Genomic DNA, 20,310 nt, shown 5'->3' with positions numbered 1-20,310 from the left:
GGTTGAAGGCTGGTGGCTGGGGCGGGTGTGTCATCTCAGGACTCTTCTCGGTGACTGACTCGGGTGGCGGGCGGAGCCGACCACTGGTATCGCGCTGCGTCCCGCACCGCCCTGGTGACGTGAAGAAGCCTAGAAACGGCGCCATCGCGCCGGAATGCGTCGAAGGGACGGACTAGGGCCAGTGTCTCCACCTTTCGAGGGAGGCCCGCTGCCGCCGACAGTGGTGCGGCCCCATCACTTCGACCAAAACTTCATCAACGACACGGCTCCGCGTCTTCTATGAAGTTTTGGTCGAAGTGAGCCGTCCTGACCCCGGCGGATCGTGTCCCGGCTCTCAATATGAGGCGGGTTGAAGATGTTTCGGTCCTCCCACTGCGGCGGGCCAACCGTTAGCCTGGCCCCGTGACGATTCTTCCCGCCGCCGCCCCGGCCCCCCTGCCGGGGTGGGTGCCCCGCGACCGGACGCTCCTCATGGGCGTCCTCAACGTCACCCCTGACTCCTTCTCCGACGGCGGCCGCTGGGCCGACCCCGAGACGGCCGTCGCCCACGCCCGCGAGCTCATCGCCCAGGGCGCCGACATCATCGACGTCGGCGGGGAGTCCACCCGCCCCGGCGCCCAGCGGGTCGACGTCGACACCGAGATCTCCCGGGTCCTGCCCGTGGTGCGTGCCCTCCTCGCCGACGGGGTCGGCGCTGCCGACGGGACAAGCCCCGCCGCCAGCGCCATCATCTCGGTGGACACCATCCACGCCGCCACCGCCGAGGCCGCCATCGACGCCGGCGCCCACATCATCAACGACGTCTCCGGGGGCCTGGCCGACCCCGCCATGCACGGCCTCATCGCCCGCACCGGCGTCGTCTACGTCTGCCAGCACTGGCGCGGCGACCCCGAGACCATGGACCGGCTCACCGACTACCCCGGCGGCGTCGTCGCCGGGGTCGAGGCCGAGCTGCGCGAGCGCCTGGGCGAGCTGGACGCCGCCGGGGTGGACCGCGCCCAGGTGGTCCTGGACCCCGGCCTCGGCTTCGCCAAGACCCACGCCCAGTCCTGGGAGCTGTTGGCGGCCACCTCCCGCCTCATCGCGGACCTGGGCCAGCCCCTTTTGGTCGGCTCCTCCCGCAAGCGCTTCCTCGCCCAGGCCGCCGAGGCCGAGGCCACCCCCGTCCAGCGCGACGCCGTCACCGCCGCCACCACCGCCCTGGCCGCCGCCTCCGGCGCCTGGGCCGTCAGAGTCCACGAGGTCCCGGCCAACCGGGCCGCCGTCCGCACCGCCTCCCTCTGGAAGGAACACCAGTGAGCACCACCGTCTCCGCGACCACCGACCGGATCAGCCTCATCGGCCTGTCCGCCCGCGGCCACCACGGCGTCCTGCCCTTCGAACGCGAGGAGGGCCAGCTCTTCACGGTCGACGTCATCCTCGACCTGGGGCAGCGCGGCACCGCCGTGGCCGCCGTCACCGACTCGGTGACCGACGCCGTCGACTACTCCCGCGTGGCCAACGGCATCGTGGGCATCATCGAGGGGGAACCGGTCAACCTCATCGAGTCCCTGGCGGACCGGATCGCCGAGCGGGTCCTGTCCTTCCCCCGCGTCGTGGCCGCCGAGGTCACCGTGCACAAGCCCGAGGCGCCCCTCGACGTCGCCTTCGAGGACGTCTCGGTGACCATCCACCGGGTGGCCGACGCCGCAGCCGGCCATGGCGGGGCCCCCGCCACCAGCCAGGCCGCCTGGGCCGCGCAGGCCGAGGCGCCGGTGGCCGTGTCCGCCCAGCCCTACGCCTCCCCCTCCTCCTCGGCCTCCCCGGTGGCCGCCGCCTCACCGGCAGCGCCCGCCTACGAGCCCACCGCAGCTCCCGCGGCCCCCCTCGTGAAGGAGGTCCCTGACTTCTCTGGCGCCTCCTTCGCGGGTGGCGACGCCGCTCCGGTGGCGTCGACCCCCGAGCCTCCCATCACCCCGACGCCCTCGCCGGTCTCGCCGATGGAGGCTCCGGCCCGTTCGCCCTTCGCGGCTGCCGCGCCCTCGGTGCCCACGCCGATGCCGGCCGAGCCAGGCTCTGTCGGTGGGGGCGCCGAGTCGACCCAGCCGTGGGCTCCGGACTGGGCCACTGAGAGCGCGGACTCCTCCGTCTCATCGGCCCCCGCCTGGGCTCCGGAGGCTCCCCAGGCCCCGGAGGCCTCCAGCAGCCTGTCCTCCAGCGAGGCGGCCGGTTCCTACGCCACGTCGAGCGCGCTGGACGCCCCCTCGACCAGCGCCCCCACCGCGGCCTCCGCAGGCAGGACCGCCGGCGCCGACGGGTTCGTGAGCCTGGCGGCCGACGTCCTGGGCGCGGCGCCCGCCCCCAGTGAGCCGGAGCCCAGTGCCCTCAGCTACGCCGAGGAGGTGGCCGCCGACGCCTCGGCAGCGGCCTCGTCCGAGCCGGCTCCCGCCGCCGGTGGCCTCGCTGTTCAGCTGCCCCGAGAAGGGCGCCACGTGGCCTCCTCCGAGGAGGGCGAGGACCAGTCCGCCCCCGCCGTCGAGGACTCCGCGGACCTGCTGAACGGGCCGGCCGCCTTCGACGAGTCCGGCTCCTACAGCGGAGCCGCCTCCAGCCAGGCCAGTGACGCCGGGGACGCCGCCCCCGAGACGGGGGGCGCCGACGCGCCCGGCTTCCCCTTCCCCCCGCTGGGCGCCGACGCCCCCGGCCCCGGGACCGCCGCCGACGGTTTCATCGACGCCTCCTCCGTCCCAGCCTCCCAGCCCCAGAGTGAGCCCGGGCCCAGCCCCTTCGCCGGCCCCGGTGAGGTCCCCGGGGCCGTGAGCCAGGAGGCAGCGGCACCGGCCTACTCCGAGCCCTCCTACTCCCAGCCCTCCGTCTCTGAGGACTTCTCCCAGCCCGCTGAGCACTCCCTCACCGCACCGTCGGCGCAGCCCGACGTCCTGGGCGCCGCACCGGCTCCCGCCGCGCCTGAGGCCCCGGCGGCGCCCGCCGCTCCGGTCGACCCGCTCGCCGAGCGGCCCACCCGCCCCGTGGGCGTCGTCTTCGGCCTGGGCGCCAACGTCGGCGGAGTCGTGGACTCCCTGCGCACGGCAGTCCAGAGCCTCAAGGCCACCGAGGGCATCGAGGTCACGCAGGTGGCGCCACTGGCCCGCACGCTCGCCGTCGTCGCCGAGGGCGCCGAACCCCAGCCCGACTACCTCAACACGGTGGTCACGGCCATGACGACCCTCTCCCCGCGAGAGCTCCTCGAGGTCTGCCAGACCCTGGAGGTCGCGGCCGGGCGCGTGCGCACCGAGCCGTGGGGCGTGCGCACCCTGGACGTCGACCTGATCGACGTCGAGGGCGTCACCTCCTCCGACCCGGCCCTGACCCTGCCGCACCCGCGCGCCGCCGAACGCGCCTTCGTCCTGGTGCCGTGGAGCCAGGCCGACCCCTTCGCCGAGCTGGCCGGGCGCTCCGTGTCCGAGCTCGCCGAGAACGCCCCCGACCGCGGAGGCCTGCGCTGGCTGGCCTTCGACTGGCTGGACTCCGAGGCCCTGCCGGACAAGCCCACCGGCCCCTACGTGGAGCCCCCGGTGGCGCAGGACGCCGCAGGCTCCGAGCCCGGGCTGGTCTACGACGCCACCCGAGACGAGTCCTCCGTGGCCGATGCCTCCCTGCCCGCCGACTACGCCGGCAGCATCTCCGAGGCCTCATCTCCCTCCCCGCAGCCGGCCGCCCCCGCGCAGCCGCTCGGTGACCAGGCGCCGGCCGAGTCCTCCCCCTTCGGGCAGCTGCCCTTCGACACCTCTAACGAGGCGAGCCCCTGGGCCGAGCAGGCCCCGCAGATCGACTCGCCCTACCAGGCGGCCTCGGCCCCCGAGGCGGCCGGGCCGCAGGGCACCTACGCCCCCGGTCGCACGGCGGGGCCGGATGGGGGCTCCCACGGCCAGCAGGATGACGCCGCTGGGGGCGCCTGGAAGTCCCCGCTCCAGTGGAACGATGTCATCGGTGGTGGCGCCCAGGGGACAGGTCCCCGCCAGGACGCCTGATGCGGCGCACCCGCTGGACCAGTGCCGTCACCTGGTTCATGGCCGCCGCGGTGACCTCCTGGGTGGTCGGTGACCTCCTGCTGCGCCACGTCGGCTGGGTCCCGGTCCTCTCCCCCTGGGGGGCGGTGACCGCGCTGGTCATCGCCGGCATCGTCCTGGTGGCAGGTCTGGCAGTCAGGCGGCTGCGTGCGCGCGAGCGCACCTGGATCACCCCGACCGGCGCCGCCACCACGGCGGCCGCCGCCCAGGCCTCAGCCATCGTGGGGGCGGTCCTCGGCGGTGTCTACGGCGGCGGGATCATCCTGGCGCTGGTGACGCCGCGCTCGCCGGCCATGACTCACCTGGCCTGGACCTCGACCGGGTGCCTCCTGGCCTGCCTGCTGTGGTGCGTCGTCGGCTTCGTCGTCGAGCAGTGGTGCTCCATCTCCAGTGACGGCGACGACGACGGTTCGGCCGGCCCCTCCGGGCGGGCACCCGAAGGACCAGGAGCCCCCGCATGACCAGTTCCGGCCCGCTCCCCGGCGCCGGCCCGGCTGCACCTGTCCGCGCCGGTGAGCCGGCTGCGCGAACCGCCGGAGCCGACCCCTTCGTCCCTGACGGCGTCGTCTTCCACCCGGTCTCCCACCGCCTCATCACCGCCCGCATCCTGGGGGTCGGTCTCTTCTGCGCCGTGGTCATCATCGGTTTCGCCGTCCCCGGGGTGCTCGTCTCCTCCGGATGCTTCATCCCGGCGGGGATTTTCGCGGCGCTGTTCGTCTGGCAGCTCTGGCTCATTCCGCGTCAGGTGCGGGCCATGGGCTATGCCCTGGCGGACAACCACCTCCTGTGGCGCCACGGCGTCATGTTCCGCTCCGTCACCGTCACCCCCTACGGGCGCATGCAGTTCGTGGACACCTCCCAGGGGCCGCTGGCCCGCTGGCTGGGTATCGCCGAGGTCAGGCTCCACACGGCCTCGGCCAGCACCGACGCCACGATCAACGGGCTGCCGGTGGCCGAGGCGGAGCGCCTGCGTCAGGTCCTGTCCCAGCGCGGTGAGGAGAGGATGGCCGGGCTGTGAGCCCCGGCTGGGAGAGCCGGCTGGAGGCCGCCCGCAAGGCGAGGACGGACGCGCCGGGGGACAACGGGCCTGCCGCCTCCCGAGACCTCCCCCTTCCCGAGAACCTCACCTGGCACCGGGTCAGGCTCATCACGCCGCTGCTGGAGGGCTGGAAGATCGTCACCGGCGTCCTGGCCTTCGTCATGGCTCAGAACCTCGACGACCTGGAACGCGCCTACCGCTTCATCTCCGAGCAAGGCTTCTCCTTGGCCGGCCAGGTCGGCTACTACCTGCTCGGCCTGGTGGCGCTCCTCGCCTTGTGGGTGGGGCTCGGGCTACTCAGCTGGTGGTGGCGTGCCTACGCCGTGGACGCCGACGGCGTCTACCTGCGTTCGGGCATCCTCAGCCGCAGGCTGCGTACGGCCCGTCTGCCGCGAATCCAGTCCGTCGACGTCGTCCACCCTCTGCTCGGACGCGTCTTCGGCGTCGGGAGGCTGACCGTCGAGGTCGCCGGTGGCCGGGACTCGCAGGTCGTCATCGGGTTCCTCACCACCCGCGAGCTCCAGGCCCTGCGTGACCGCATCCTCGACCTTGCCGCTGGGCACATCGACCTGCCCGGTCCCGCTTCGGAGGAGGGCGCCGTCGGGGCGAGCGCAGCGGGCGACGACACCGGCAGCATCGGCGATGCCGTGTCCGCTTCCCGACCCGAGGGCCTCACGCCCGAAGGGGCCGCCGACTCAAAGGTCGCCCCCGCGCCGCGCTCCTCGGGCCTGCGGGCCTCCCACTTCCAGGAGCACCCGCTCTACAGCGTTGACGGTGCCACCCTCCTGGGATCCCTGCTGCGCAGCGTCCTCCTTTACATGTCTCTCATCCCGCCTATCACCCTGATCGTGGCCGGCATCGTCGCCTACGCCATCGGTGACCCGCCCAGGGGCGGGGTGCTCGCGATCGCGACCACCTTCATCAGCACGGTCGCTGGTGTGGTGTCCCTGGCATGGTCCCGATTCAACAACGCCTGGAACTTCCAGGCCGCCGCCACTCCCAGCGGTATCCGCATGCGTTACGGGCTCACCTCCGACACCTCCCGCACGCTCCCGCCCGGGCGGGTCCACGGTGTCGGGATCGCTCAGCCGATCCTGTGGCGCGGCAAGGACTGGTGGAAGGTGAATGTCACCGTGGCCGGCCGCGAGGACCGGTCCCAGGACGGGCAGAACCGGCAGACCAGCAACCTGTTGCTGCCTGTGGGGACGCGCGACACCGCCCTGCGCGCGCTGTGGCTCGTGGTTCCCGACCTGGGCGTGCCCGACCCGGACAGGCTGCTCGCCCAGGCCCTCACCGGCCGCGACGATGACGGCGTCGGCGATCCGCATGCCCCTGCGGGCTCGGCGGAGCGCGGCTTCGTGCGCATCAGCCGCCGCGGGCGGATCTTCCGCCCCCTGACCTGGCGGCGCGCGGCCGTCATCCTCACCGACACCTGCGTCATCATCCGTCACGGCCGCTGGCGGCGGCGAGTGGCCGTCTTCCCCTACGAGCGCATCCAGTCCCTGCGCGTGCGTCAGGGGCCGCTGGCGCGCCGGCGCAGCCTGGCCGCCCTCGGCTTCGACATGGTCGCCCGTGAGGTTCCCGCCTCGATCACCAACCTCGATGCCGCCGACGCCAAGGCCCTGGCGGCGCGGATCAGTGAGCGCGCGCTGCGCCGCGCCCGTGCCGAGCAGCTCGACCGGTGGCTCGCGCGCGCCGTCGCCGCCACCCGGGCCGGGGAACCCTCATAGTCAGCCCTCGGCCCGCTCCGGGTCCAGGAGCTCGCGCAGGCGCAGGGCCTGCTCGGCGGTCAGGCGCCCGGTGGCCTCGCAACGCTCAGTGGTAGCGGTGGCCAGCTGCCGGTAGGAGGCGACCACGTCGTCGAGACCCCGCCCCTGGCTGTCGCGTAGCGCGGAGAGTGCCTCCAGGTGGGCGGCCACCGTCCCGGCGTCGCCCCGGGAGACCGGCCCGGTCAGGCCCGCCTCGCCCTCGTGCAGGGCCCGGTCCAGGGCCGCCGTGAGCAGGGGGCCGAGCGTGGCCGCACCGTCCTCGACCCCGGCGGCTGCCAGCACCCGCACGGCCTGCGTCACCACGGTCAGCAGGTGGTTGGCGCCGTGGGCGAGGGCCGCGTGGTAGGCCGGGCGCGCCGACTCCTCCAGGACGAAGGGCTCCCCTCCGAGCTCGACCACCAGCGCCTGCGCGATCGGTAGCACCGCGGCCGGCGCGGTCACGGCCATCGGGCAGCCGACGAGCCGGGCCACATCCGTGGAGAAACCGGAGAAGGTCATCGCCGGGTGGATCGCCAGCGGGATCGCCCCGCAGCGCTGAGCCGGCGCGAGCACGGCGGCGCCGTAGCGCCCCGAGGTGTGGGTGACCAGCTGGCCCGGCTGCCAGCGCCCCAGGTCCGCCAGGCCCTGGACGAGCGGCTCGAGCGCGTCATCGGGGACGGCCAGCAGCACCAGCTCGGCGCGCTCGACGATCTCCTCGACCTCCAGGACCGGCACACCGGGCAGCAGCAGCTCGGCGCGCTCGCGCGACTCCTCCGAGACCGCGTGGACGCCGACGACCTGGTGCTCCACCGCCCGCAGCGCGCAGCCCAGGACCGCCCCGACACGCCCGGCGGAGATGATGCCGACGCCCAGCCGACCCGGCCTGCTCGGGCTGGCAGGGGCGGCCGGGACTCGGTCCGCGTGCTCGTCGCCGCCCGCACCTGGGCCCGTGCCATCGATGTCGCTCATGCCCCGATGCTCTCATGCTCGCGCCCCTGGTGGTGCCGCGGGCAGCCGGGATCCGGTCAGTGGAGCGACGATCCTCGCCGGCTCTGGTAGTGGTGCAGGGCGGTGGGGGCGGTGACTGCGTTCTCCCTCCAGGACGTACTTCTCCTACAGGCGGCGTGGTTCGGACTCCAGTCGTCTGTGGGATGACGCAGTCCTCGAAAGACAAGTACGTTCCCGTGCGGCTGTGCCGTTCGCCGTCTCCGGCCTTGAGGGAGCCATCAAGGCGAATCTGTCAATTTTGGCGACTTTTCCGCCGGCCGCGGGCAGCCTCTCCTTCAGGCCGGCCCCTCTGACCTGCGGAAACGCGAATCCAGACGGCTTCGGTTCTCGGATTCGGCTCGGAAAAGTCGCCACCGTGGACACTTTCACCTTCCCGCGCCAGCTTGCGACCGGCGGATTCGGTACCGCCCAGTGGGGCGACTAGCGTGGGGCGCGTGAGCACTGAACCCGCACCGACGCCTGCCCGATCCGCCGGCGCCGCAACCGTCCTCGCCCGCAGCCGCGCCGACCTCGCCGCCGCCCTGGCCGAGGCCCCCGACCCGCGGGCGGTCGTCATGACCATGGGCGCCCTCCACGAGGGCCACTTCGACCTCGTGCGCGAGGCCGCCCGTCGCGTCGGGCCGGCCGGCACCGTGGTGGTCACCATCTTCGTCAACCCCCTGCAGTTCGCCCCCACCGAGGACCTCGACGCCTACCCGCGTGACCTCGAGGGCGACCTGGCCGGACTCGCCCGCACCCTCACCGGTGCCGACGGCTCCCTCGGGGTGGGCCGGCTCGTCGTCTTCGCCCCCGCCCCGGAGGTCATCTACCCCTGCGGGCAGCCGGCGGTGCGTATTGACCCCGGCCCCATCGCCACTGTCCTGGAGGGCCGCACCCGCCCCACCCATTTCGCCGGCGTGTGCCAGGTGGTGCTCACCCTTATGCACCTGACCGCCCCGCGCTGGGCGCTGTTCGGCCGCAAGGACGCCCAGCAGCTGGCGATCATCGAGTCCATGGTGCGCGACCTCGCCGTCCCCTTGGAGATCGTGCCGGTCGACATCCGCCGCGAGAGCGACGGCCTGGCCATGAGCTCGCGCAATGCCTATCTCAGCCTCGAGCAGCGCCGCCAGGCCCTGGCCCTGTCCCGCGCGCTCCAGGCCGGCCGGGACGCCACCGCGCAGGCCACCGGCTCCCGGCCCGACCCCGCCGCCATCCGCCAGGCCGCCCTGGCCTCCCTGGAGGCGGCCGACGGCGTTGAGATCGACTACGTGGCCCTCGTCGCCCCGGACAGCTTCGAGGACCTGACGGGCGCCGGCCTCGGCCTGCCGCGCAGCGAGCCCGCGGGGGAGGACGAGGAGGAGGAACTGCCCGCCGTGGGCCTGCTGGCCGTCGCCGCGCGCGTGGGCACCACCCGCCTCATCGACAACACCCTCATTGACCTGCGCCCCTGAGCGGCCCTGCTAGCCCTGAGCCCCGGTTCGCCCGGGTGCTTGCGCGGGGCCAGGCGCCGCAAGCCGTTCCGGCCCCGCGCGAGGACGCACACGAGTCGCCAAGAACGCACCCTCAAGCGACAGCCCCGGCGTCCTACGGTGCGTCCTCGGGAACCGGCGCGTCGGGTCTGCCTCTCACGCAGAACACCCGACCGTTCCTGTCAGGTCGCTCACCCTGTGCCGCACCGTACAGTGCGCCGGGCCCGGCGCCGTCTACGCTGTGCGGCGATGAGCTCCCGCACCCGGACGATGATGACGTCCAAGATTCACCGCGCCACCGTGACCCAGGCCGACCTCGACTACGTCGGCTCCATCACGGTGGACATCGACCTGCTCGAGGCCGCCGACCTGCTGCCCGGCGAGCGCGTCGACATCTGCAACTGCACCAACGGCAACCGCCTGTCCACCTACGTCATCCCCGGCGAGCGCGGCGCCGGCGAGATTTGCGTCAACGGTGCCGCCGCCCACCTGGTCGGCCCCGGCGACGTGGTCATCCTCATCGCCTACTCCCAGATGTCCGACGCCGAGGCCCGCACCTACCTGCCCCGGGTCGTCTTCGTCGACGCGGCCAACCGGATCGTGGAGCGGGGCACCGACCCCGGCCAGATCCCGGCCGACTCCGACGTCGCCCGCCTCCAAGGCCTGCGGCCCACCGGCATCCCCCTGGCCGAGGCCCGCGCCTGACCTCTCCGCGGGCCGCCGCCCTACCAGGCCGTCCCGAACCGCCCCCGACACCGCCGTGCTCCGATAAAGTCCAGAAGCATGCTGGGGCAGATCAAGGACGAGGACATCTACGAGCTCTACACCACCCGAGAGCTGACGATCGAGGGCGTGCGCGCGGCGCTGCCGGACCTCACCGTCGAGGGTAATGACGGGGACGGAACCCACCTCCGCCTCTGCGACGGCCACCTGCTGGTCCTCGAGCTGGAGGAGACCTCTCTGGACGTGCAGCTCGACTTCGTCGACTACGTCAAGGAGGTCTCCGGTTACCCCGATCTGCCCTACTGCTACCGGCTCACCTGGCCCAAGAGCTGGTTCCGAGGCGGCTCGGCCACCAAGAGGGCCCTGGCGTCGGCGCAGGCCCTCGCCCGCTGGAACGACGGCGTCGTGGCGCTGTTCTTCGAGCGTGTGGTGTGGCCGCAGGGAGCCCCGCCCGCGCCCGACTTCAATCCCGACGTCTACGAGAAGGAGTGGGAGCGGCTCGACGAGGACGTTCAGGTGGTCAAGATGCGGGCCTATGTGCGCGAGTCCGTCTGTCCCGATCCGGTCGAGGCCTGGATGCGCGCCCTCTCCCGGGTGGCCCCGCATTGGAGCCCCACCAGGTACACCGGCCAGGCTCGCATGCTGCCACTGAGCGAGGCCACGATTGAGGCCGCCGATGATTGTAGGTATGTCGACGACGTCGGGGTCTTCCTGACCGGACCTGCGCCGATCAGTACGGCGACATTTTTTGCCCGCGAGGAGGATCCTCACGGCATGTACATGGTTGAGTGGGTGGCCGGGTTGGCGCCCCTCAGCGTCAGTGACCTCGACCTCCTGCACGAGCTGCTGCTCGAGGCCTGCGACGAGCTCGGCGCCGACCTGGCCTGGGCGCAGGTCCTCGACAAATGGAAGTACTCCTACGCCGGTGATGTCAGACCCGCCTACCCCAGAGCCGAGCAGCCCCAGTCCCTGGCCGCCGACGGCGTCATCCTGAGCGGGCTTCCCTCCATCCCGGTCCCGTGGTGCTACCTCGGGCCCGACTACACCAGGCTGCTCTCCGCCTTCCTGACTCGCACACCACCCCAGTGGGAGCAGCGCCCCACGGCCCGCGGCACCGCCCTGGGCTTGAGCCGGGTGCCGGTCAAGGGCGAGGCCCTGGGCCCCACCTGGTTCCCGGCCGAGTACTGCGTGTCCGTGCGCCGCGGCAGGAAGAGTGAGGAAACGGTGACCGGGGCCGCCGTCGTGCCCACCTGGATCTGACCGGAGGAACCGCCGCCCGGTGTGACCAGAATCGGAGGCGGATCGGGCGTCGTCGGGCCCCGGGGAGCGACCGGGGAGGGCGGGCGCCGTTAGACTCCTTCACGTGACAGACGAGAGCACCCCCAGCCCCGACCCGACCGCCACCGACGCTGCCGGCACCCAGCCGCAGAAGTCGGCCCAGCCCAAGCAGCCCAAGGCCGACCCGGGCCCGGGCGAGCAGTTCGAGGTCCGCGCCGGCAAGCGCGAGCGCCTGCGCAGCGAGGGCTGGGACCCCTACCCGGTCTCCGTGCCCGTCACCACCACCATCGCCGCCGTGCGCGAGGGCTACGCCCACCTCGAGGCCGGGGAGGAGACCGACGACGTCGTCGGCGTGGCCGGCCGCGTCGTCTTCCTGCGCAACACCGGCCGCCTGTGCTTCGTCACCCTCCAGGACGGGGCCGGCACCACCCTGCAGGCCATGCTCTCGGCCAAGGCCCTGCCCGCCGAGGGCCACACCGCGCTCGCGGCCTTCAAGGCCGACGTCGACCTGGGCGACCACCTCTTCGTCCACGGCCGCGTCATCTCCTCGCGCCGCGGCGAGCTGTCCGTCATGGCCGAGCCGGTCCTGCGCGAGGGCGCCGAGGCCGCCTCCGCCGGGGACGACGACGTCGAGGTCCCCGCCTGGCGGATCGCCTCCAAGGCGCTGCGCCCCCTGCCCAAGACCTGGACCAACGAGGCCGGCGAGGCGGTGACGCTCTCGGAGGAGCAGCGCGTGCGCCGTCGTGAGCTCGACCTGCTCACCCGGCCCGCCGCCCGCGACATGGTGCGCACCCGTGCCGCTGTGGTGCGCTCCATCCGCGAGAACTTCTTCCGCCGCGACTACCTGGAGCTGGAGACCCCCATGCTGCAGGTCATTCACGGCGGGGCGGCCGCGCGCCCGTTCATCACCCACATGAACGCCTTCGACATGGATCTCTACCTGCGCATCGCCACGGAGATCTACCTCAAGCGCGCCGTGGTCGGCGGCGTCGACCGCGTCTTCGAGATCAACCGCAACTTCCGCAACGAGGGCGCCGACTCCTCCCACTCCCCGGAGTTCACGGCCCTGGAGGCCTACGAGGCCTACTCCGACTACGACGGAATGGCCGAGCTGACCCGCAACCTCATTCAGCAGGCGGCCCGTGACGCCTTCGACCTGCCCGAGGGCGGGGAGGTCGTCACGTTGTCCGACGGCACCGAGTACGACCTGTCGGGCCAGTGGGACAAGATCGACCTCTACACCTCCGTCTCCGAGGCCCTCGGTGAGGAGATCACCGTGGAGACCCCGCGCGAGCAGCTCGTCGCCCACGCCGAGAGGATCGGCCTGGAGATCGACGACTACGCCGTGGCCGGCAAGGTCGTGGAGGATATCTTCGAGGAGCTCGTCGGCAACAAGCTGTGGGCGCCCACCTTCGTCTACGACTTCCCCGAGGACACCTCGCCGCTGACCCGCTACCACCGCAGCAAGCCGGGCCTGACCGAGAAGTGGGACCTCTACGTGCGCGGCTTCGAGACCGCCACCGCCTACTCCGAGCTCGCCGACCCCGTGGTCCAGCGCGAGCGCTTCGAGGCCCAGGCGCTCGCGGCCGCCAAGGGCGACCCCGAGGCCATGGTCCTGGACGAGGACTTCCTGGTGGCCATGGAGCAGGGCTTCCCGCCCAGCGGCGGCATGGGCATGGGCATCGACCGCCTCCTCATGGTGCTCACCGGTCAGGGCATCCGCGAGACCATCACCTTCCCCCTGGTCAAGCGGAACTGACCCTACTCGGCCTCCCGCAGCCTCCCGCTCCGGCCGGTCATCGCCGCCTTCGGGCCGACGGTGACCGGCCGGCGCTTCGTCATAGCAGCCCGGCGGCCTCAACCTCGGCGCTCGAATAGTGAGGTCAGGGCTATGAGCTTTGAGTTTTGGGAAAAAACTTCCCAAAACGAGTTGCTCGCACTAGGGTGACGGTATGTTGCTGGACTTCACCGTGGCGAACTACTGCTGCTACGCAGAAGAGGTGACCCTCGATCTCACTCGGAGCTCACTCAAGACTCTGACGCCGCGCGGCGGCTCCTCCTGGCGGGAGCAGACGTGGCGTGTGGCGGCGATCTTCGGCGCCAACGCCTCAGGCAAGTCGACCCTCCTGGACGCGCTTGACTGCCTCCACCACGCCGTCGGGGGGCAGCGGGACATCCTGTACCAGCCCTTCAGCCTGGATCGCGACCATGTGACGCAGCCATCCCGTTTCTCCATTGGTTTCACTCACGAGAACGAACGCTACAGCTACAGCGTCGAGGCGCATCGCTGGGGAATCTCGCGTGAGGAGCTCTGGGCGGCGGGACAGCGCTGGCGCAAGGTCTTCGTGCGCACCCAGGGGCCCGAGGATGACAAGCCCGTGATCGAGGCCGGCACCACCCTCAAGGGCGCCACGACCGAGGTTGGTCGGATTACGACGCTCAAGGACCTCTTTCTCGCCGTGGCTCTGAGGTACGAGCACGCCACGCTCGCCCCGATCGCGCGGAGCCTGAGAACTATGCGTTTCATCCACCACAGTGATGACGAGCGCACCTCACGTCTGCGATGGGTGATGAGTCGTCTCGCAGAGGACCCCGAGCAGTGGGCTGGTATCGCGAACGCCATCGCTCAGGCCGCAGACCTTGGTGTTGTCGGTCTTGAGCTTGAGGAGCAGGAGGTTCCTCAAGAGGTGCTTGACCTCCTGCGACGGTTTCCGTGGAGCGAGGACGAGGATGCTGAGGTCCCCGCCGAGGTGCTCAAAGAGCTTCAGCGTCACCTCGTCCTCCGCCACCGCGGTGCCGGCGGTGAGGAGTATTCATTGGCGAGCAGCCAGCAGAGTCAGGGCACTCTCACCTGGCTGGCGACGGTTGGTCCCGCCATGGACGCCCTGCGACTGGGCCAGGTGCTGTGCATTGACGAGCTTGACGCGAGTCTCCACCCGACGCTGACCGCCACGCTGGTGGACATGTTCAAGGACCCGGACCTCAACACCCGAGGCGCCCAGATCGTCTTCACGACCCATGACACGGCGCTCCTGGACAACTCTCCCGTCCAGCTCCTGGAAGCGGGTGAGGTGTGGATGACGGAGAAGTCGTCCTTCGGTGCCAGTGAGCTCTTCTCGCTCGCGGACTTCCCCTCCAACCGCAAGGGCACGAACAAGCAGCGCCGCTACCTCGCCGGTGCTTTCGGTGCCATTCCTCGGGTGGACACCTCCAGCCTCCGCCGGTATCTCTCAGATTCGGCGGAGGCGAGGTGAGATGACACCACCGAGAAGGAAGCAGCGCAGTCAACGAGCTGTACTGCGCACCGTTCTCCTGGTGACCAACGGGCGAGTCACTGAGTACGCCTATCTGAGTCAACTCTGCCGACGTGTGGACCATGGCAGGATCTCAGCCAAAGTGAAGGTCATCGAGGGTGACCCGCTCACCGTCATCAAGGAGCTCAGCGGCCCTCGGTCAGACCTCAGCGAATACAGGGAGGTGTGGGTCGTCGTCGACCACGATGGCCAGGACCGTCATGGCGTTCTGGCCGCATGTCGAAGGCTGAGCAGCAAGCGGACCGTTGTGCACGGTGTTGTTTCCGTACCCTGCTTCGAGGTCTGGCTCAACGCCCACTACGCCCCCGTGAAGAACTACCAGAACCAGGCAGACGCTCAGGCGCACTACCGGGAGCTGACGGGCCTGAGCAGTAAGGACGCCAAGACGCTGCCGGACGACTTCCCCTGGGACAGGGGAGTGCAGGCCGCGGCCAGGTGCCATCTGCCGACGGACGGCCTCCCCGAGCCCGATACTCAGGGGCCTTGCCCATCGACAACGATGCCCCACCTGCTCCGCAGTCTTGGACTTCTCGGCGCTGGCGAGCTCTAGTACCCGGTGGTCCCCAGGCGGCGTTGGGCCGCCTCGAGCTCGGCGCGCAGGTAGGCGTTCTCCTGCTGGAGCTGGGCGATGTACTGGTCGCGCTGGGCGATCGCCTCGGCGTACTGGGAACCACCGGCGCCGGGCTGGCCGGCGGAGGAGCCGGCGTTCAGCTGCGCCTCAAGGGCCTCCATCGTCGAGACCACCTGAGCGAGGAAAGCATCAACCTGGTCGATGTGATACCCCGACCACCGGGTGGTCGAGAACCGGATGTTCCTGACGCCCTCGGACGTCAGGAGGCTCTCGGCCCGCCGGTGCGAGGGGCCCGAGGATGCCTGTGACGTGCCGAGCCGCTCCTCGAACTCCCGCATCGTGGTGGTCACCTCGTCGAGGAACTCGTCGACCTCATCCTGGTTGTAGCCCTCCTTGAATGAGGAGACCTCGAACTTCACGTTGAGGACGTCGTCAGCTGTCAGCAGCGTCATGCTCTTCTACTCCTTGTTGCCACATTCTGTGCGTGATCCCGATCCCGTGACCCGCAGTCCCAGCTGCTGCGCCAAGAGCGGCGCGAGCTCGCTGAGCTGCTGGCTGTTGACGGTCGCCCCGGCCAGGGAACCGACGCCGCTGACCACTGTCATCTCCAGTCCGCGCAGGTCGACGTCGCTCAGGCTCCCGTCGTGCAGGCGCAGCGTGCCCACGCGGCAGTCCTCGAAGCGAACCCGCTGGGCGTCGATGCCGCTCAGGTCCAGCTCGTCGATCCGGGTGGCCCGGATGAGGACGTCGCGCACAGCGGTCCCGGCGAGGTTGGCGAAGCCCAGGCGGCAGTCCTCAATGAGGACGGATTCGACGTCGGCGTCGTAGAGCTCCCAGGCCCCGATACGGGAGTCGACCAGCTCCACCGTGCGCCAGGTGGAGCGTGGACTGTGAAGGTAGGTGGCGCTCAGCCGTTCCAGGTGGCAGTCGACCAGCCGTGCCGCGGCCAGGTCGGTGTCATTGGCGAAGACCTCCGAGAACCGGCAGCTGAGCAGACTGATCGCAGACAGGTCGCCGCCGCTGAGGTCCGCTTCGACCAGCTCCAGGTCCTCGACCATCTCACCGGCGGCGAGCTCATCGGCCTCGCCGTCGCGAAGGCGACCCAGGTCCGGTGCCGCGAGGACCGGCGGCCTCGGTGCGACCAAGGGGGAGGCGTCCTCGGCCGTGTCGGTCCGTCCTGCGGTCATGGTCCTTTTCTACCGCAGATCACCTGGCGGGACCGGGGAATGCGCTCCCCGGTGCCCGGGTGCGCAGGAGGAGTGCGTGTCCAAATCTGAGACAAAGGGGCTGCGAGGCCGTCCGTCCGCCGAGAGGAACCGCGGAATCATGCGGTTTTCTTTTCTGCGACTGAGCCCGGTCAAGGCCTTTGTCACAGATTTGGACACTGTGGGCCGTTTCTACTCGAATCGGACGGTGGTGCCGGCCAGCATGCGCCGGCCGTAGCGGGCGCTGGCCAGGGTCGCCACCACCACCAGCGCCAGGCACGCCCCCAGCACCAGCCAGTAGCCACCTCCGGGCCAGCCGATGCGGCGCCCCGAGACCCCACCGATCAGCGACCATGCGGTCAGCCAGCCCAGGCCGATGCTCATGACCAGGGCGGTGACCGTCGGCAGCGCCGCCTCGTAGGCGACCATGGAGCGCAGCGTCGCCGCCGGCATGCCGACCAGCCTCAGCAGACCGAGGACCCGCCGACGCCCCAACAGCGCCGCCACCGTCGAGACCCCGAGCGAGACCGCGGAGATGCCCGCGGCGATGAGGATGCCGATGTAACCCAGCTGGGCGAACTGGTTCTCCATAGCGCTGCCCTGGAGGGCCTGGATCGAGCTGGGTGAGGTCGGGGCGGTCCCCAGGGTCAGGCCGGAGGTGGCCAGGGCGGTGCGGGCCCGATCGATGGCCCCGGGGCTGGTCGGGTCGGTGGCCACCAGGATGATGGGCACGCCGTGCTCACGGGCGCTCGCCAGCTCCTCGGCGCTGACCGGCGACGGCGAGGCCGCCGCGTTCTCGTACAGCCAGCGGGTGCTGATGCTCACCGCGCCATCCGGGGACGCCACGTGCGGTGCCCCGAGGGCCTCAGCCTTGTCGGCCTCGAGGATGACCCGACTGTCCTGCTTGCTGCCCCCGCTGATCCTCCCCACGGCGACCGTCGTCACCCCGGGCACGGCGGCGAGCCGGTCGACGGCGCTGTGCAGGGTGCCCTCGTCGCTGACCGCCGGCGTCGCCCCGAGCGTCGTGGGGCTCAGGTGCCCACCGCCCTGTGTGACGTCGCGGGTCCCCGCGGCGGCCGTGATGGCGACGGCGAACACCGTCATGGCGTAGACGGCGATGACGACGCCAGCCACCGCCCGGAAGACTGCCCGGGGGTGCTGAGTGATCCGGTTGAAGCCGATGACCTGCGCCGCGGAACGGGCCAGGGCCCTGCCGCCTCGTGCCACCCACCAGGTCAGGACCGGCCCGGTCCACACCAGCCCCAGCATCGCGCACAGGAAGGAGGCGGGCAGCAGGTAGATGGTCAGGTCGGAGTCCTGGCGGGCCACCGTCGGGGTGCTGATCAGCCCCGCCGTCCCCAGGATCACGGGTGCCAGCGAGATGAGGCGGGGGCGGCGCTCGGTGCGTTCACGGGACCCGCCCAGCGGGCCGAGGTCGGCCCGTCGCGTGCGCCACCAGGCCACGGCCGCCGCCCCCGCCGTGGTCACGACGACGGCGAGGACCGCGTTGACCGGGGAACGCAGCAGGTCGGAGTAGTAGAAGCGGCTGGTTCTCAGCGTGATCTGCGCGGCCAGCGGGATCAGGGCCAGGTAGAGGGCCACGCCCGCCAGGGCGCCGACGAAGGTGGTGGCCCCGATCTCCAGGGCCGCGGTGCGGGCGACCTGCTGGGGCGTGGCCCCGATGAGGCGCAGCGTGGCGAAGCGCTCGGCCCGCTGCGCCGCCCCCAGGTCGGTGACGATCCCGACGAGCAGCAGCGCGGGCACGAGCACCGCGATGGCGCCGATGAGCGTGGCGATCCGATACGCCTCGTTCTCGAAAGAGATGCCCTGGAAGGAGGTGACCACCTGGGGCGGGATGTAGAACTCGGAGGCGGCCACGGTCCCCAGGTCCGTCCCGACGACGGCCACCAGCGAGTCCGGGCCCTCAACGGCGTCGGGTGACAGGACGCCCACCTGCTTGCCGTAGCGGTCACCGAGCTGGTCGGCGGGTAGGAAGGCGATGCGCTTGGCCAGGGCCGGTGAGGCCAGGTACTCGCCGCGCTTGGGGACGACGTCGGCCCCCGGGATTCTCACCGAGGTGGTGCCCGACTGCGGCAGGGCCACCCTCAGGATGGTGATCGGCTGGTTGTCGACGACGTCGAAGTTGCTGGCGACGGCCAGCTCGCCGTCGGTCAGGGCATGGTCGGGCTGGAGGTCGGCGTGGTTCGACTGCTCGGAGAGGCCGGGCATGAGGGCGGTGGACGCCCAGCTGGAGCGCATGCTGCGCTCGGGGAAGGCCTGGGCGGCGGCCAGCAGCATGAGGAACAGGGCCACCCCCACCATGACGCCGGCGACGATCCCGGCCAGGCGGCGCCGGGCGGAGCGGTCGTTGGCGACGAGCAGCCGGGTCAGGGCGATGCGGCTCATGACCGGCCCCTCTGACTGCCCGGACTGCCCGGACTCCCTAGGCGTCCCGGCTCGGCGTGCTCCGGTCGGCTCGGGCCGGCTGCGGCGTGCGTGGCCCCGGGACCGATGCGTCCGTCGCGCACGGTGACCTCCCGGTCGGCGTAGGCGGCGACGCGCGCGTCATGGGTGATGATGACCAGGCCGGCGCCTCGGGAGCGCACCGAGTTCAGAAGCACCTCCATGGTGCGCTCGGCGGCCAGGGAGTCCAGGGAGCCGGTGGGCTCGTCGGCGAAGAGGAGTCGCGGGTTGGTCACCAGTGCCCGCGCGACGGCGGCCCGCTGCGCCTGCCCGCCCGAGAGCTGGGTGGGGCGCTTGTCCAGGTGCTTGCTGAGCCCCAGCTCGCCCAGGGTCTCGCGGGCCTGGGCCAGTGCCCGCCGGCGCGGGGTGCCCGCCAGGAGCAGGGGGATGGTGACGTTGTCCAGGGCGGAGAGGTCCGGCAGGAGCTGGCCGAACTGGAAGATGAAGCCGAACTCCTTCAGGCGCAGGCGGCTGCGGGCCGCCTCGTCGAGGGCTGCGATGTCCTGCGTCGTGTCGCTTCCGTGGTAGTCGACGCGCCCGGCGTCGGGCACGAGGACCCCGGCCATGACGTGCAGGAGCGTGGACTTGCCCGAGCCTGACGGGCCGGTGACGGCCAGGACCTCACCTGCCAGGATGTCCAGGTCGACGCCGCGCAGCGCGTGGGTCTGCCCGAAGCTCATCTCCAGGCCGCGGGCGCGCATGATGACCTCGCCCGGCGGGTCAGTCTCGCCCCGACTGGGTGCGGGGGTGACGCCGGTGGTGTTCATGAGCGCACCTCCTCGCGCAGCTCGCTCAGGCGGGCCGCGGTGGTCTCCATCCAGCGCAGGTCGGCCTCGATGTGGAACAGGGCGTGGTCAGCCAGCAGCACCGTGCGCAGGTCGCCGTCCTGCTTGAGGCGGGTCAGCTCGCGCATGCGCGCCATGTGCTCGGCGCGTTGGAGGTCGAGGAGGCGCCCGGCGTCGTCGTCGAGCATGAGGGCGATGACGGTCTTGGCGAAGATGTCGGCCTGGACGTCACCGGCTGGGGTGACCGGGGTCAGCAGCCACTGCTCGACGCTTTGGCGCCCGGCGTCGGTGACCTCGTAGCGCTTGCGCTCCGGGCCGGCGCCGGGCTCGGTTTCGACCTGCGTGATGAGCCCGTCGCGCACCAGGCGGGCGAGCGTGGCGTAGACCTGGCCGTAGGCCAGCGGTTTGGAGGCCGCGAACCAGTGGTCCCAGGAGCGTTTAAGGTCGTAGCCGTGCCCCGGCCCGGCGCTGAGCAACCCAAGAAGAGTGAGTCTGGATTCCATGCCGGCGACTATACGCTGAGTGTATACACCGACGATATACTCCGCGAGGAGGAGAAACCGAGCCGTGTTCGTGAGGCTGTGTCGAGTCGCGCGTTCGTAGGGTAGCCCTCGCGTTCGTACCTTTACCCTACTGTGTTGTCTCATGACTTCTGAGAGTTTCGGATGTCATGACATCT

At 71.4% G+C, this 20,310-nt stretch carries 16 protein-coding genes and 1 pseudogene; 11 read left to right on the top strand and 6 right to left on the bottom strand.

Annotation, left to right across the window (positions count from 1 at the left end; genetic code table 11):
• Nucleotides 1-402 precede the first annotated feature (402 nt).
• The 5 genes from folP to HMPREF2883_RS01470 are packed head-to-tail and all read left to right on the top strand — an operon-like array spanning nt 403 to nt 6,818.
• A complete protein-coding gene (gene folP, locus HMPREF2883_RS01490; RefSeq protein ID WP_070658554.1) occupies nt 403-1,299 on the top strand; it encodes a dihydropteroate synthase in 897 nt (298 codons plus the stop codon).
• Nucleotides 1,296-4,010: a 2-amino-4-hydroxy-6-hydroxymethyldihydropteridine diphosphokinase gene (gene folK, locus HMPREF2883_RS01485; RefSeq protein ID WP_070658552.1), complete on the top strand. Its 2,715-nt coding sequence runs from the start codon at nt 1,296-1,298 to the stop codon at nt 4,008-4,010. The genes folP and folK overlap by 4 nt, the downstream gene beginning before the upstream one ends.
• Nucleotides 4,010-4,510, top strand: a complete 501-nt coding sequence (locus HMPREF2883_RS01480) for a DUF3180 domain-containing protein (protein WP_070658550.1) — start codon at nt 4,010-4,012, stop codon at nt 4,508-4,510. Before folK ends, HMPREF2883_RS01480 begins: the two co-directional genes overlap by 1 nt.
• Nucleotides 4,507-5,067, top strand: coding sequence for a PH domain-containing protein (locus tag HMPREF2883_RS01475; protein WP_070658549.1), 561 nt, complete (start codon nt 4,507-4,509; stop codon nt 5,065-5,067). Before HMPREF2883_RS01480 ends, HMPREF2883_RS01475 begins: the two co-directional genes overlap by 4 nt.
• Nucleotides 5,064-6,818, top strand: a complete 1,755-nt coding sequence (locus HMPREF2883_RS01470; protein ID WP_070658547.1) for a PH domain-containing protein — start codon at nt 5,064-5,066, stop codon at nt 6,816-6,818. The genes HMPREF2883_RS01475 and HMPREF2883_RS01470 overlap by 4 nt, the downstream gene beginning before the upstream one ends.
• On the opposite strand, the gene HMPREF2883_RS01465 is transcribed toward HMPREF2883_RS01470, so the two are convergent.
• A complete protein-coding gene (locus HMPREF2883_RS01465; RefSeq protein ID WP_075371385.1) occupies nt 6,819-7,805 on the bottom strand; it encodes a Rossmann-like and DUF2520 domain-containing protein in 987 nt (328 codons plus the stop codon).
• A gap of 464 nt (nt 7,806-8,269) precedes the next feature.
• Here HMPREF2883_RS01465 and panC point away from each other — a divergent pair, with 464 nt between their 5' ends.
• From panC to HMPREF2883_RS01435, 6 genes are all read left to right on the top strand, one after another.
• On the top strand, nt 8,270-9,274 hold the full coding sequence (gene panC, locus HMPREF2883_RS01460; RefSeq protein ID WP_070658546.1) for a pantoate--beta-alanine ligase: 1,005 nt from the start codon (nt 8,270-8,272) through the stop codon (nt 9,272-9,274).
• A gap of 267 nt (nt 9,275-9,541) precedes the next feature.
• Complete coding sequence (panD, locus tag HMPREF2883_RS01455) at nt 9,542-9,997, top strand: aspartate 1-decarboxylase (RefSeq protein WP_070658544.1); 456 nt, start codon at nt 9,542-9,544, stop codon at nt 9,995-9,997.
• A 78-nt stretch (nt 9,998-10,075) separates the two neighbouring features.
• The gene (locus HMPREF2883_RS01450) at nt 10,076-11,275 is read left to right on the top strand and encodes a hypothetical protein (protein ID WP_070658542.1); all 1,200 of its coding nucleotides are present in this window, start codon (nt 10,076-10,078) and stop codon (nt 11,273-11,275) included.
• A 103-nt stretch (nt 11,276-11,378) separates the two neighbouring features.
• Nucleotides 11,379-13,052, top strand: a complete 1,674-nt coding sequence (gene lysS / locus HMPREF2883_RS01445) for a lysine--tRNA ligase (protein ID WP_070658540.1) — start codon at nt 11,379-11,381, stop codon at nt 13,050-13,052.
• 193 nt (nt 13,053-13,245) lie between these two features.
• Nucleotides 13,246-14,547: an AAA family ATPase gene (locus tag HMPREF2883_RS01440; protein ID WP_070658538.1), complete on the top strand. Its 1,302-nt coding sequence runs from the start codon at nt 13,246-13,248 to the stop codon at nt 14,545-14,547.
• Nucleotides 14,548-14,608: 61 nt separating this feature from the next.
• A complete protein-coding gene (locus tag HMPREF2883_RS01435) occupies nt 14,609-15,157 on the top strand; it encodes an RloB family protein (protein WP_070658536.1) in 549 nt (182 codons plus the stop codon).
• Here HMPREF2883_RS01435 and HMPREF2883_RS01430 read toward each other — a convergent pair.
• From HMPREF2883_RS01430 to HMPREF2883_RS01410, 5 genes and pseudogenes are all read right to left on the bottom strand, one after another.
• Entirely contained in the window at nt 15,154-15,630 is a 477-nt protein-coding gene (locus HMPREF2883_RS01430) for a DivIVA domain-containing protein (RefSeq protein WP_070658534.1), read from the bottom strand. The two genes, HMPREF2883_RS01435 and HMPREF2883_RS01430, sit on opposite strands and share 4 nt — an antisense overlap.
• Nucleotides 15,627-16,365 (bottom strand): annotated as a pseudogene (locus HMPREF2883_RS01425) (pentapeptide repeat-containing protein). Before HMPREF2883_RS01425 ends, HMPREF2883_RS01430 begins: the two are co-directional and overlap by 4 nt.
• A 210-nt stretch (nt 16,366-16,575) precedes the next feature.
• Entirely contained in the window at nt 16,576-18,789 is a 2,214-nt protein-coding gene (locus tag HMPREF2883_RS01420) for an FtsX-like permease family protein (RefSeq protein ID WP_070658530.1), read from the bottom strand.
• Nucleotides 18,786-19,613 (bottom strand): ABC transporter ATP-binding protein, encoded by an 828-nt coding sequence (locus HMPREF2883_RS01415; protein WP_070658528.1) that lies wholly within the window; start codon nt 19,611-19,613, stop codon nt 18,786-18,788. The genes HMPREF2883_RS01420 and HMPREF2883_RS01415 overlap by 4 nt, the downstream gene beginning before the upstream one ends.
• Nucleotides 19,610-20,134, bottom strand: a complete 525-nt coding sequence (locus HMPREF2883_RS01410; RefSeq protein WP_070658526.1) for a PadR family transcriptional regulator — start codon at nt 20,132-20,134, stop codon at nt 19,610-19,612. Before HMPREF2883_RS01410 ends, HMPREF2883_RS01415 begins: the two co-directional genes overlap by 4 nt.
• Nucleotides 20,135-20,310: the final 176 nt, after the last annotated feature.

It is taken from the genome of Actinomyces sp. HMSC075C01 (assembly GCF_001812965.1).
In the GTDB taxonomy this organism is placed as follows: domain Bacteria; phylum Actinomycetota; class Actinomycetes; order Actinomycetales; family Actinomycetaceae; genus Actinomyces; species Actinomyces acetigenes.
This window is presented reverse-complemented; position numbering and strand designations above follow the sequence as displayed.

Excerpts from the sequence above, each read along its gene's own strand:
- HMPREF2883_RS01480 (WP_070658550.1), top strand. The coding sequence starts at position 4,010 with ATGCGGCGCACCCGCTGGACCAGTGCCGTCACCTGGTTCATGGCCGCC.
- HMPREF2883_RS01475 (WP_070658549.1), top strand. The coding sequence starts at position 4,507 with ATGACCAGTTCCGGCCCGCTCCCCGGCGCCGGCCCGGCTGCACCTGTC.
- HMPREF2883_RS01465 (WP_075371385.1), bottom strand. The coding sequence starts at position 7,805 with ATGAGCGACATCGATGGCACGGGCCCAGGTGCGGGCGGCGACGAGCAC.
- panD (WP_070658544.1), top strand. The coding sequence starts at position 9,542 with ATGAGCTCCCGCACCCGGACGATGATGACGTCCAAGATTCACCGCGCC.
- HMPREF2883_RS01450 (WP_070658542.1), top strand. The coding sequence starts at position 10,076 with ATGCTGGGGCAGATCAAGGACGAGGACATCTACGAGCTCTACACCACC.
- HMPREF2883_RS01440 (WP_070658538.1), top strand. The coding sequence starts at position 13,246 with ATGTTGCTGGACTTCACCGTGGCGAACTACTGCTGCTACGCAGAAGAG.
- HMPREF2883_RS01430 (WP_070658534.1), bottom strand. The coding sequence starts at position 15,630 with ATGACGCTGCTGACAGCTGACGACGTCCTCAACGTGAAGTTCGAGGTC.
- HMPREF2883_RS01420 (WP_070658530.1), bottom strand. The coding sequence starts at position 18,789 with ATGAGCCGCATCGCCCTGACCCGGCTGCTCGTCGCCAACGACCGCTCC.
- HMPREF2883_RS01415 (WP_070658528.1), bottom strand. The coding sequence starts at position 19,613 with ATGAACACCACCGGCGTCACCCCCGCACCCAGTCGGGGCGAGACTGAC.
- HMPREF2883_RS01410 (WP_070658526.1), bottom strand. The coding sequence starts at position 20,134 with ATGGAATCCAGACTCACTCTTCTTGGGTTGCTCAGCGCCGGGCCGGGG.